The 11,511-nt window shown below is 71.4% G+C and carries 11 protein-coding genes; 8 read left to right on the top strand and 3 right to left on the bottom strand.

All coding sequences use genetic code 11. The features are described 5' to 3' along the window. Window positions 1-119: 119 nt before the first annotated feature. The gene (locus AB0I10_RS17340) at window positions 120-1,382 is read left to right on the top strand and encodes an APC family permease (protein WP_363153314.1); all 1,263 of its coding nucleotides are present in this window, start codon (window positions 120-122) and stop codon (window positions 1,380-1,382) included. Between the two features lie 95 nt (window positions 1,383-1,477). Here the strand turns inward: AB0I10_RS17340 and AB0I10_RS17335 are convergent, their stop codons facing one another. Continuing rightward, window positions 1,478-1,909: a hypothetical protein gene (locus tag AB0I10_RS17335; protein WP_363153313.1), complete on the bottom strand. Its 432-nt coding sequence runs from the start codon at window positions 1,907-1,909 to the stop codon at window positions 1,478-1,480. 410 nt (window positions 1,910-2,319) lie between these two features. Here AB0I10_RS17335 and AB0I10_RS17330 point away from each other — a divergent pair, with 410 nt between their 5' ends. The 3 genes from AB0I10_RS17330 to AB0I10_RS17320 all read left to right on the top strand — a co-directional run bounded on the left by AB0I10_RS17330 (window position 2,320) and on the right by AB0I10_RS17320 (window position 5,700). After that, window positions 2,320-3,279 carry a dihydrodipicolinate synthase family protein gene (locus tag AB0I10_RS17330; protein WP_363153312.1) on the top strand — a complete coding sequence of 320 codons (960 nt, stop codon included), beginning with the start codon at window positions 2,320-2,322 and terminating at the stop codon, window positions 3,277-3,279. A gap of 142 nt (window positions 3,280-3,421) precedes the next feature. Beyond that, window positions 3,422-4,099 (top strand): hypothetical protein, encoded by a 678-nt coding sequence (locus AB0I10_RS17325; RefSeq protein ID WP_363153311.1) that lies wholly within the window; start codon window positions 3,422-3,424, stop codon window positions 4,097-4,099. 284 nt (window positions 4,100-4,383) lie between these two features. Then, the gene (locus tag AB0I10_RS17320; RefSeq protein WP_363153310.1) at window positions 4,384-5,700 is read left to right on the top strand and encodes an MFS transporter; all 1,317 of its coding nucleotides are present in this window, start codon (window positions 4,384-4,386) and stop codon (window positions 5,698-5,700) included. Between the two features lie 87 nt (window positions 5,701-5,787). On the opposite strand, the gene AB0I10_RS17315 is transcribed toward AB0I10_RS17320, so the two are convergent. Beyond that, the gene (locus AB0I10_RS17315) at window positions 5,788-6,027 is read right to left on the bottom strand and encodes a hypothetical protein (protein WP_363153309.1); all 240 of its coding nucleotides are present in this window, start codon (window positions 6,025-6,027) and stop codon (window positions 5,788-5,790) included. Window positions 6,028-6,094: 67 nt separating this feature from the next. On the opposite strand from AB0I10_RS17315, the gene map reads away from it, so the two are divergent. Continuing rightward, window positions 6,095-6,952, top strand: a complete 858-nt coding sequence (map, locus tag AB0I10_RS17310; protein ID WP_363153308.1) for a type I methionyl aminopeptidase — start codon at window positions 6,095-6,097, stop codon at window positions 6,950-6,952. Window positions 6,953-7,154: 202 nt separating this feature from the next. Continuing rightward, the gene (locus tag AB0I10_RS17305; RefSeq protein WP_363153307.1) at window positions 7,155-7,856 is read left to right on the top strand and encodes a biliverdin-producing heme oxygenase; all 702 of its coding nucleotides are present in this window, start codon (window positions 7,155-7,157) and stop codon (window positions 7,854-7,856) included. A 66-nt stretch (window positions 7,857-7,922) separates the two neighbouring features. Here the strand turns inward: AB0I10_RS17305 and AB0I10_RS17300 are convergent, their stop codons facing one another. Continuing rightward, window positions 7,923-8,585 carry a PhzF family phenazine biosynthesis protein gene (locus tag AB0I10_RS17300; protein WP_363153306.1) on the bottom strand — a complete coding sequence of 221 codons (663 nt, stop codon included), beginning with the start codon at window positions 8,583-8,585 and terminating at the stop codon, window positions 7,923-7,925. A gap of 342 nt (window positions 8,586-8,927) precedes the next feature. On the opposite strand from AB0I10_RS17300, the gene efeO reads away from it, so the two are divergent. Next, window positions 8,928-10,082, top strand: a complete 1,155-nt coding sequence (gene efeO, locus AB0I10_RS17295) for an iron uptake system protein EfeO (RefSeq protein WP_363153305.1) — start codon at window positions 8,928-8,930, stop codon at window positions 10,080-10,082. 8 nt (window positions 10,083-10,090) lie between these two features. Then, the gene (gene efeB, locus AB0I10_RS17290) at window positions 10,091-11,485 is read left to right on the top strand and encodes an iron uptake transporter deferrochelatase/peroxidase subunit (protein WP_363153304.1); all 1,395 of its coding nucleotides are present in this window, start codon (window positions 10,091-10,093) and stop codon (window positions 11,483-11,485) included. The last annotated feature ends 26 nt before the right edge of the window (window positions 11,486-11,511 follow it).

The raw sequence follows: 11,511 nt of genomic DNA, 5'->3' as shown, positions 1-11,511 counted from the left end.
TCCCGGAGAGCGGGACTGCGACCGCGACCACGACCACGCATCAACGACACCGATCGCGGATACGGTCACGAACACGACGAACGGCGAACGGCGAACGGCGGATCGTGAAGGAGCGGGCGATGAACGCGGCGACCCCGGCGGGCACCGGCGAACTGAAGCGGCGCCTGGGCGTGTTCGACGCCGTGACGATCGGCCTGGGATCCATGATCGGCGCCGGTGTCTTCGCCGCGCTGGCGCCGGCCGCCGGCGCCGCGGGCTCGGGGCTGCTGCTCGGTCTGGCCGTCGCGGCGGTGGTGGCGTACTGCAATGCGACGTCCTCGGCGCGGCTCGCGGCCCGCTATCCGGCCTCCGGCGGCACCTACGTCTACGGCCGCGAACGGCTCGGCGCGTTCTGGGGCTACCTGGCCGGCTGGGGCTTCGTCGTCGGCAAGACCGCGTCCTGTGCGGCGATGGCCCTCACCGTCGGCTCCTACGTATGGCCCGGTCAGGCGCATACGGTGGCGGTCGCCGCCGTGGTGGCGCTGACCGCGGTGAACTACGCCGGGGTGCAGAAGTCCGCCTGGCTCACCCGGGCCATCGTCGCGGTCGTCCTCGCGGTGCTCGCCGCGGTGCTCACCGCCTGCCTGACCGGCGGAACCGCCCGAGCCGTACGGCTGGACATCGGCGCCGACGCCACCGCCGGCGGGGTGCTCCAGGCGGCCGCGCTGCTGTTCTTCGCGTTCGCCGGGTACGCCCGGATCGCCACCCTCGGCGAGGAGGTCCGCGACCCCGAGCGCACCATTCCCCGTGCGATCCCGCTCGCCCTGGGCATCACTCTGGCGGTCTACGGGGCGGTCGCCGTCGCGGTGCTGGCCGTGCTCGGCCCCGGCCGGCTCGCCGACGCCTCGGCACCGCTGGCCGACGCGGTACGCGCCGCGGGCGCCCCGGGTCTGGCCCCGGTGGTGCGCGCCGGGGCCGCGGTGGCCGCCCTGGGCTCGCTGCTCGCGCTGATCCTCGGCGTCTCGCGCACCACCCTGGCGATGGCCCGCGACCGTCATCTGCCGGCGGCGCTGGCCGCCGTCCACCCCCGCTTCCACGTCCCCCACCGGGCCGAACTCGCGGTCGGCACCGCGGTCGCCGTCCTCGCCGCGACCACGGACCTGCGCGCGGCGATCGGCTTCTCCTCCTTCGGCGTGCTGGCCTACTACGCCATCGCCAACGCCTCGGCCCTCACCCTCACGGCGGCCGAGAAGCGCCCGCCCCGCATCGTCCCCGTCGTCGGCCTGGCCGGCTGCACGGCGCTGGCCTTCGCCCTGCCGCCGGCCTCCGTCATCTCCGGCGCCGCGGTCCTCGCCGCGGGGGCCGCGGCGTACGGCGTCCGGGCAGCCGTCACGCGCGCCTGAAGGGTCCAGGCGCGCGACTGCGGGGACGAGAGGAGGTGTGCCGTATGCGGCTGAGGGGGGAGGTGTGCCGTACGTGGCCGAGTGGGGCTGTCGGGCTACGGCGACAGTGTGTCCCGGTTTCCAGTGCACAGGGCCCAGATGACGAATGCGTTCACCACGATCAGCACCAAGGCCCAGAACGGGTAGTAGGGGATCCACAGGAAGTTGGCGATCATCACCAGGCCTGCGACGACGACGCCGACGACCCGCGCCCAGAGCGCTCCGGTGAACAGCGCGATGCCGGCCAGCACGACCACGATCCCGAGAATGAGATGGACCCAGCCCCAGCCCGTCAGATTGAACGCGTACGTGTAGTTGACCGTCCTGACGAACACGTTGTCCTTGGCGATGGCCGAGATGCCCGCCAGGATCGCCATGAAGCCGCCGAAGACCATCAGGGTGGCGGCGAAAACGGTCCAGCCGGTTACCGCGGCGCTTGAGGAACGGTCTGCTGTGCCTGTGTGCCCAGCTCCGACATGACTGGCCATGCCCAGCTCCTTAGTGCGAGAGCCTCGCCGCCGCCCTGCGCGTTCGCGACCGGCCGGCGGCCTTGAATCCAGGCTGGCACGGCAGGCAGCGGCCGCTCTTGGGTCGTTCGGCCCCGATCGCCGGGCCGGATGGGGTAGTCACACCTTCAACGGTCGCACTTTCAACTACATCACCCGCGGGTTCCGCGTTCGCCGTGCCGCCGGCCCGTTCCGCCCCTCCGGGACCGCTGATCCTTGACCCGCCGCGCGCCTGCTCTATGGTGACCGAGACAACCGAGACATATGACATCTCATGTCCCATATCCACCGAAGTCAACGGCCAACGACAGCCAACAGCAGCCCCTGTCCGGCAACCGTCCCCGTCCACCGACTGCGCAGCTCCACCACACCTCCCCCACGCTGGAGCCCCCATGGCACTGCCCGCACCGCTGCACGGCGTGATCCCGCCGGTCTGCACCCCGCTCGACGCGCGGGGCGAGGTCGACACCGCCTCCCTCGCCCGCCTCGTGAGCCACCTCCTCGACGGCGGCGTGCACGGGCTGTTCGCGCTCGGCTCCACGAGCGAGGTCGCCTACCTCACCGACACCCAGCGCGCCACCGCCCTGGAGGCTGTCGTCAAGGCCGCGGACGGCCGGGTTCCGGTGCTCGCCGGGGCCATCGACACCACCACCGCCCGGGTGCTGGACCACGCCAGGACCGCCGCCGACCTGGGCGCCGACGCGCTGGTCGCCACCGCGCCGTTCTACACCCGCACCCACCCGCGGGAGATCGCCGCCCACTTCCGCCACATCCGTAGGACCGTCGGCCTGCCGCTCTTCGCGTACGACATCCCCATGGCCGTCCACAGCAAGCTGCCCCCTGCGCTGGTCCGTGAGCTGGCCGAGGACGGCACGCTCACGGGGCTCAAGGACAGCAGCGGCGACGACGGCTCGCTGCGCCGACTGATCGTCGAGCTCGGCGGCCGCACCGCCCGGCGCACCGGCCCCGCCCCCGGCTTCACGCTCCTCACCGGCTCCGAACTGACCGTGGACGCAGCCCTGTTGGCGGGGGCCGACGGCGTCGTCCCGGGTCTCGGCAATGTCGACCCGGCGGGCTACGTCCGGCTCTACGACGCCGCGCGCGCCGGCGACTGGGAGCGGGCGGCCACCGAACAGGAACGCCTGGTCGGCCTGTTCGCCATGACCGACGTCGGCCCCGAGGGCGAGATGGGCCGCAGCTCCTCGGCACTGGGCTCGTTCAAGGCGGCCCTCCGGCTCCTCGGCGTGATCGAGCGCGGTGCCACGGCCTTCCCGCAACTGCCGCTGAGCGAGGAGTCCGTGGCCGAGGTCGCCCGCCGGCTCACCGCCGCGGGCCTGCCGCCGGCCCACTGACGCCTCCGCCGGGCCCGCGCATGGCCCTCGGCCCGCACCCCGGCCCCCCCGCGCACCCACACTTCGTGATCAAACTCCCGTACGGGTGACACGGGTTGAAGCGGGCCCCGGACGGCGGCGTGCTGCGGCAGGATGCGGGGCCATGGATGCCGTACGGGTCGCGCTACTGCGCGAGGTCCTCGCCGGAACCGAGTGGGTCCAGGCCACCCGCCGCTTCGCCGGGTCGCTGCGCTCCTCCGTGGCCCCGCACGGCGGCGGGCTGCTGCTGGTCGGCAGCGCCGGGTACGAACCCTGGCATCTGGCCGCGCATCTCGACGACGAGGCCGCCTGGTCGGGGCTGCCGGAGCTGTCGCCGACGCTCGTCCGGCACCGGGCCCCCGGCGGGGCGCCGGCCCATCTTTCGGTGGGGCTCGGCAGGCTGGAGGCCGCCGGGCGCGGCGAGACACTGCTGGTCGTCACACCGGAGCAGCCGGGCGCCGGGCTGCTGGAGCGGGTGCACGACGCCCGCCGCAACGGTGCGACGGTCCTCGCGCTGGACGGCGGCGACCGCGATCTGCACGCCCTGGCCCATGACGCGCTCGCCGCTTCCCCGGCCGCGCCCATCGGCGATACCGGGGCCGGGGCCGGGCCGCATGCCGGGGCCGGGGCCGAGCCGCCCGCCGACGGTGCGCAGGACCTCGACCTCGACACACTCCAGCATCTGGTCAGCGCGGCCGCCGGTGAGAACAGCGTGCCCGCGCCACTCCCGCGCCGTCGCTTCCGCGACCGGCTGGCGCGGCTGGCCGACGAGCTGACCTCGCCGCCGCCCCCGCGCTGGTGAGACGACGTACGGCGAGGTAGGCCGGTATAAGGCGGCGCAAGGCAGCGCAAGGCGGGGCAAGGCGCTGTAAGGCGATCTGAGGGGGCTTCAGGTGACGCGATGTGTGTCAGATCGTGATGTGTGTCAGGTGACGTCAGGTGATCTCGCCTGGCGTCTGAGGTCACCGCCCACCCCCTCCCCCATAAACCCTTTGCACCTCCGCGGGCGCCCGCGGACGATAGTGCGTCGTGACCTCGGACAGCCCCCCACTAGGCCCGCCCCCACCCGGCCCCCCACGCCGTCGCGTGGCCGCTCTGCTGCCGGACCTGGCGCCGTGGCGCTCCTCGCGCGATTTCCGGCTGATGTGGTGCGCGGGCGCGATCACCGTCTTCGGCAGTGCGCTGACCTTCGTCGCGCTGCCGCTCCAGCTCAAGGAGCTGACCGGCTCCACGCTGGCGGTCGGCGCGCTGGGCGCCGTCGAGATCGTGCCGCTGATCGTCTTCGGTCTCTACGGTGGTGCGCTCGCCGATGCCATGGACCGCCGCCGGCTCATCGTCCGGACCGAGGTCGCACTCGGCCTGCTGTCCGTCCTTCTGCTGGTCAACAGCCTGCTGCCGGACCCGCTGGTGTGGCCGCTGTACGCGATCGCCGCGGTATCCAGCGCCCTGACCGGTCTGCAGCGCCCGGCGCTGGACGCGATCGTGCCGCGGATCGTCCCGCACGACCAGCTCGCCGCGGCCGCCGCGCTCAACTCGCTGCGCTGGCAGATCGGCACCATCGCGGGCCCCGCGTTGGCCGGCTGGCTGCTGGCGTATGCCGGGCTGCGCTGGGCGTACGCGGCGGACGCCGCCACCTTCGCGATCTCGGTGGTGCTCGCGCTGAAGCTGGCGCCGTCGCCCGCCTCGCACGACGCCGAGAAGCCGTCGCTGCGCGGAATCGCCGAGGGCGCGCGCTACGCCTGGAGCCGCAAGGAACTGCTGGGCACCTACGCCATCGATCTCACCGCGATGCTGTTCGCCTTCCCGTTGGCGATCTTCCCGTTCCTCGCCGACGAGCTGGACGCCCCGTGGGCGCTGGGCCTGATGTACGCGGCGCTGCCCGCCGGATCCGCGCTGGTCAGCCTGACCAGTGGCTGGACGTCACGTATCCACCGGCAGGGCCGCGCGGTCGTGCTGGCGGCCGCCGCCTGGGGACTGGCGATCACCGCCGCCGGGCGGATGTCCAGCATCTGGCTGGTGCTGCTGTTCCTGACGCTGGCCGGCTGCTGCGACATGGTCAGCGGCATTTTCCGCTCGGCGATGTGGAACCAGACGATCCCCGACGAGCTGCGCGGTCGGCTGGCCGGTATCGAGCTGCTGTCGTATTCGGTGGGCCCGCAACTGGGCCAGGTCCGGGTCGGCGGGATGGCCGCGCTGACGACGGTTCGGACGTCGGTCTGGGCCGGCGGTGTGCTGTGCTTCGGCGCGGTCGGGCTGCTGGCGCTCACCCTGCCGAAGCTGATGGCGTACGACGCGAGGACCGACGAGCACGCCCGGCGCATGCGCGAGCGGAGGGCGGGCGGGGCCGCCGCCCGCACCGGGGACGCCGTACATGCCCCCGACACCGACCCGGCCACCACCTGACCCGACCACGCCCGACCACGCCCGACCACGCCCGACCACGCCTGACGTCAGGCGTCGTCAGGCGTGATCATGCCTGTTCATGCCTGTTCAGGTGCCGTCGCTCTCCTCGTCAGCCCGGCCGCCCTTGTCATGCCACTTCGGGTCGGTCTCCCACTCCAGATTGCGCTCGCGCGCCGACTCCATGGCGTGCGCCGCCTCCTCGCGGGTCGCGTACGGGCCGAACCGGTCGGCGGCCCGGCACTGCGGACCCTCCTCGACCGTCGCGTGCTTGAGGCAGTAGAACCACTCGCCGGGCTTGCCGACCGTACGCCTCTTGAACAGCGCCATTGCCGCCTCCTGTGGATGGCTCCAGTGCCGCCATCCTGCCCGACGGCCCGCGGATACACTCGCTGATATGTCTGGCCAGTCGCTTCTCGCCCCGGGGACCATCTCCCCCACCCGCCCCGTCCCCTCCTCGATCCCGCGCCCCGAGTACGTCGGTAAGGACGCGCCCACCCCGTACACGGGGCCCGAGGTGCAGGACGCCGAAACGATCGAGCGGATGCGGATCGCCGGCCGGATCGCCGCGCAGGCGATGGCGGAGGCCGCCAAGCTGATCGCGCCGGGTGTGACAACCGATGAACTGGACCGTGTCGCCCATGAGTTCATGTGCGACCACGGCGCCTACCCCTCCACGCTCGGCTACCGCGGCTTCCCCAAGTCCCTGTGCTCGTCGCTGAACGAGGTCATCTGCCACGGCATCCCCGACTCGACCGTCCTCAAGGACGGCGACATCGTGAACCTGGACGTCACCGCGTACATCAACGGTGTGCACGGCGACAACAACGCCACCTACCTGTGCGGCGATGTGGACGAGGAGTCCAAGCTGCTCGTCGAGCGCACCCGTGAGGCGCTCAACCGCGCGATCAAGGCCGTCAAGCCGGGCCGTCAGATCAACATCATCGGCCGGGTCATCGAGTCGTACGCCAAGCGGTTCGGCTACGGCGTGGTCCGTGACTTCACCGGCCACGGCATCAACTCGTCCTTCCACTCCGGCCTGATCGTTCCGCACTACGACAGCCCGCACCACACCACCGACATCAAGCCCGGCATGACCTTCACCATCGAGCCGATGCTGACGCTGGGCACGCACGACTACGACATGTGGGACGACGGCTGGACGGTCGTGACCAAGGACCGCAAGCGGACCGCACAGTTCGAGCACACCCTGGTGGTGACGGAAACCGGGACCGAGATTCTCACGCTTCCCTGACCGGATCGCTTGGCGAGATCACCTGAGGGGACCACCTGACGGGACCGGGCGGCAGCGGTAGGCTTTTTACCGACAGAGCGTCGGGAACAGATTGACTTAGGCAAGCCTAAGTAGTTAGGTGAGCCTAACTTCGAGCGCCCGCGGAGTCCAGCCCGTTCCCGTCCGCTCCCCACCGCTCCCCACCGGTCCCCGGAGGTCCGCCTTGGAAGCGCCCAGCCCGACCCCGCCGCCCGCTCCCGCCGCTCCTTCCACTCCCTTCACGCCTTTCTCTGCGGTTATCCGCACCGCATCGCACGAGCAGCACACGGAGGCCGAGAACTCCTCGTTCATGAGCGACCTGCTCGGCGGCAAGCTCGGCGTCTCGGCCTACCGGCGCTATACGGAACAGCTGTGGTTCGTCTACCGCGCGCTGGAGGACGCCTCCGAGTCGCTCGCCCAGGACCCGGTCGCGGGCCCCTTCATCCGCCCGGAACTGGCCCGTACCGCCGAGCTGGAGCGCGACCTCGCGCATCTGGGCGGGGCGTCCTGGCACATGGGCCTGGAGCCGCTGCCGGCCACCGCCGCGTACGCGGACCGGGTGGCGGTCTGCGCCCGCGACTGGCCGGCCGGCTACGTCGCCCACCACTACACCCGCTATCTCGGCGACCTCTCCGGCGGCCAGATCATCCGCGGTACGGCCGAGAAGACCTGGGGCTTCGCGCGCAAGGGCGACGGGGTGCGGTTCTACGTCTTCGAGGACATAGCGAACCCTGCCGCCTTCAAGCGCGAGTACCGCGAGCTGCTGGACGCGCTGCCGGTCGACGACCTGGAGAAGCAGCGGGTGGTCGATGAATGCAAGCGCGCGTTCGCGCTGAACACCGCGGTCTTCCGGGAGCTGGGCGAACAGTTCCCGCTGAGCGCGTAACGGGAGCATCCGGGCGGGTGCCCGTAGTCGCCCGACAGCCGCCCGGTAGTCACCAGGCCGTCGTCGCTACGGCGTATCGACGCGGACCCGCCCGCCGACCTCGATCGTGCCGTCCGGATACGGGCGGGTCAGGATCTGTGAGCCGACGCCTTGGCGGATGTCGAGGGGGCGGCCCAGCTCATGGGTCAGCAGTAGCGCGGCGGCGCCGGTGGCCTCGTCCTCCACGATGTTGTCGCCCCGGCGCGGGAAGGCCCGCGCCCTGACCAGACCGGCGGCTTCGTCCCGCCAGGCCCAGGCGTAGAGCCAGCCCTCCCCCGGCGGCGGCGCGGGCAGCCCGTCGACCTCGGCCACCGAGGGGTAACGCTCGGTCCTGCGCCCGGGGACCCACTCGGCACGCCCGCGCACCCAGGTGATGTCCCCGTCGTATCTGACCGCGACCTCGCCGGCCGGCGGGCGCAGGGTGCGCGGTGGCCGCCCCAGGCTCCGCAGCAGCCAGGCCAGGCCGACGAGCGGATGCCCGGCGAAGGGGAGCGGGACGCTGGGCGTGCGGATATCGACGGTGCCGCGGGTGACGTCGTCGAGGAACACCGTCTCGCTGAAGCCGAGTTCGGTGGCGAGCGCGGCCCGCTGGGCGACGGGAACGGCCGAGCCGTCGCGGACGACACCGAGCAGATTGCCACCCGTCCCGCCAGGCCCGCAGAACACCCGGAGAACATCAAGTTCGGTCACTCGGCCATTCAACAGCACTGGCCAGCGGGGGTATTCGGGGTGCGGCGGCGACAGAGGGGCGCGCGGCACCGGGCGGGCCGGCGCAGTGCGCCCGCTCAGTGACCGGATATCAACGCACCCGAATTCCGCCGGTCATGAGCCGTCATGGCACATGACCCTTACCTTGACCAGTCATTGACGGTTCCGTGACTCCTCACCCATCCATCCGTGACCGGGCCGTAGTGCGTGAGAGTCGAATCACTGGACGGGGCGGGAAGAATTCAGGTAAGCCTCGGATAAGTTAGGGCGGCCTTAGTCGCCCCCCCCGCATTCCCGCACCGATCGAAACCGCCTGGAGCCCGTATGCGAGCCCTTCGCACCTCCGCCGTCACCGCCATCGCGGTGGCTGCGAGCCTCACCGCCGTCACCGGCTGCGCCGAGAAGAACGACGGCAAGGGGGCCGACGGCAAGGGCGCCATCAAGGTGACCGCGTCCGACACCGCCTGCAAGCTGTCCAAGAAGGAGTTCCCCGCAGGGCACGTCCGGCTCGCGGTGGAGAACAAGGGCTCCAAGATCACCGAGGTGTATGTCTACGCGCCCGGCGACCGGATCGTCACCGAGCGGGAGAACATCGGCCCCGGCACCAGCGTGCAGATCACCGCCGAGATCAAGGCCGGTACGTACGAGATCGCGTGCAAGCCGGGTATGAAGGGCGAGGGCATCCGGCAGAAGGTGACCGTGAGTGGCAAGGGCGCGACCGCCAAGCGTGACCCGAAGCTGGACGCCGCGGTCGCCGCATACCGCAAGTACGTACAGGAGCAGGCCGACGAGACGCTGCCCAAGGCGAAGAAGTTCGCCCAGGCTGTGAAGGCGGGCGACATCGAGGCGGCGAAGAAGACCTATGCCCTCTCCCGGGTCGGCTGGGAGCGGACCGAGCCGGTGGCCGAGTCGTTCGGTGACATCGACCCGAAGGTCGACGTCCGCGAGGACGGTCTGTCGGACGGCCAGAAGTGGACCGGCTGGCACAAGCTGGAGAAGGCCCTGTGGAAGACGAAGGCGATCTCCGATGATGACGCCAAGCTCGCCGACCAGCTGATCGCCGACCTGAAGGACTGGCAGAAGCGGGTCGGCACCGCCGAGATCAACCCGACCACTATGGCCAACGGTGCCAAGGAGCTGCTCGACGAGGTGGCCACCGGCAAGGTCACCGGCGAGGAAGAGCGCTACAGCCACACCGACCTGCTCGACTTCCAGGCCAATGTCGAGGGTGCCAAGAAGGCGTACGAGCTGCTGAAGCCGGTCGCCTCGAAGAACGACCCGGAGCTGGCCAAGGAGCTGGACAAGCAGTTCGCGGCGATCGGCGAGCGCCTGGACAAGCACCGCGACAGCGACTCCGCGGACGGCTTCGTGTCGTACGACACGGTCGGCAAGAGCGAGCAAAAGGACCTGTCCGACGGCGTCAACGCCCTGGCCGAGCCGCTGTCCAAGCTGGCCGCAGCCGTGGTCACCGTCAAGTAGGAGTCAGGATGACGACCGAAGGTACGCAGCAGGGCACGGCGGACGGTGCGGCGGAGGACGGCTCGACGGCCGCCGTAACGCCCACGGACACGGGCACAGGCACGGGCACAGACACGGACACGGCGATAGCCGGGCGGCGGTCCGGCGGCCGGGCGCCGTCGCGGCGTTCGCTGCTCGGCTGGGGCGGCGCTGGGCTGGCCCTCGGCGCGGTCGCGGCCGGCGGTACGGCCGCGGCGCTGCGCCCCGGCAGCGACGCCGGGCCGACCGTCCCGGACGACACCGCGGGCGCCGCGGTCGCGTTCCACGGCACGCACCAGGCCGGCATCGCCAGCGCCGTCCAGGACCGGCTGCACTTCGCCGCGTTCGATGTCACCACCGACGACCGCGATGAGCTGATCGCGCTGCTCAAGGCGTGGACGACGGCCGCGGCGCAGATGACCTCGGGCGTCGCGGTCGGGGACGGCGCGGTCGGCGGGCTCGCCGAGGCGCCGCCGGACGACACCGGTGAGGCGCTGGGGCTGCCGGCGTCCCGGCTCACCCTGACGTTCGGCGTCGGCCCGACGCTCTTCGAGAAGGACGGCAAGGACCGGTTCGGCCTCAAGGAGCGGCGGCCCGAGGCGCTGATCGATCTGCCGCAGTTCCCCGGCGACAACCTCGACAAGGCGCGCAGCGGTGGCGATCTGTGTGTCCAGGCGTGCGCGGACGATCCGCAGGTCGCAGTGCACGCGATCCGCAATCTCGCCCGGATCGGGTTCGGCAAGATCGCGATCCGCTGGTCGCAGCTCGGCTTCGGCAAGACCTCCTCGACGACGCCGGACGCCCAGACGCCGCGCAACATGATGGGCTTCAAGGACGGCACCCGGAACATCGCGGGCACCGACACCGCCGCCCTCGACAAGCATGTGTGGGTGGGCGGGAAGGACAAGCCCGCGTGGATGGCCGGGGGTTCGTACCTCGTCGCGCGCCGGATCCGGATGCACATCGAGACCTGGGACCGCACCTCGCTCAAGGAGCAGGAGGACATCTTCGGCCGGAACAAGGGCGAGGGCGCGGCGGTCGGCAAGCGGCGCGAGCGGGACGAGCCGCATCTGAAGTCGATGCTGCCCGACGCCCATGTGCGGCTGGCGCACCCGGACTCCAACCACGGGATCCAGATCCTGCGCCGCGGTTACTCGTTCACCGACGGTACGGACGGCCTGGGGCGGCTGGACGCGGGGCTGTTCTTCCTCGCCTACCAGCGGGACGTCCGCAAGGGCTTTGTCCCCCTCCAGCAGAACCTGGCGAGCAACGATGCGCTCAACGAGTACATCCAGCACGTGGGTTCGGCCGTTTTCGCGGTGCCGCCGGGGGTCCGGGACGCGGACGACTGGTGGGGCCGGAGCCTTTTCAGCCGGTCTGCCTGATGTTGTCGGATTCGTAACGGAATTCA

It is taken from the genome of Streptomyces sp. NPDC050636 (assembly GCF_040654775.1).
In the GTDB taxonomy this organism is placed as follows: Bacteria; Actinomycetota; Actinomycetes; order Streptomycetales; family Streptomycetaceae; genus Streptomyces.
This window is presented reverse-complemented; position numbering and strand designations above follow the sequence as displayed.

Bases quoted from the DNA above. Each gene is read 5' to 3' on its own strand.
- AB0I10_RS17340 (WP_363153314.1), top strand. From the start codon at position 120: ATGAACGCGGCGACCCCGGCGGGCACCGGCGAACTGAAGCGGCGCCTG.
- AB0I10_RS17335 (WP_363153313.1), bottom strand. From the start codon at position 1,909: ATGGCCAGTCATGTCGGAGCTGGGCACACAGGCACAGCAGACCGTTCC.
- AB0I10_RS17330 (WP_363153312.1), top strand. From the start codon at position 2,320: ATGGCACTGCCCGCACCGCTGCACGGCGTGATCCCGCCGGTCTGCACC.
- AB0I10_RS17325 (WP_363153311.1), top strand. From the start codon at position 3,422: ATGGATGCCGTACGGGTCGCGCTACTGCGCGAGGTCCTCGCCGGAACC.
- AB0I10_RS17315 (WP_363153309.1), bottom strand. From the start codon at position 6,027: ATGGCGCTGTTCAAGAGGCGTACGGTCGGCAAGCCCGGCGAGTGGTTC.
- map (WP_363153308.1), top strand. From the start codon at position 6,095: ATGTCTGGCCAGTCGCTTCTCGCCCCGGGGACCATCTCCCCCACCCGC.
- efeO (WP_363153305.1), top strand. From the start codon at position 8,928: ATGCGAGCCCTTCGCACCTCCGCCGTCACCGCCATCGCGGTGGCTGCG.
- efeB (WP_363153304.1), top strand. From the start codon at position 10,091: ATGACGACCGAAGGTACGCAGCAGGGCACGGCGGACGGTGCGGCGGAG.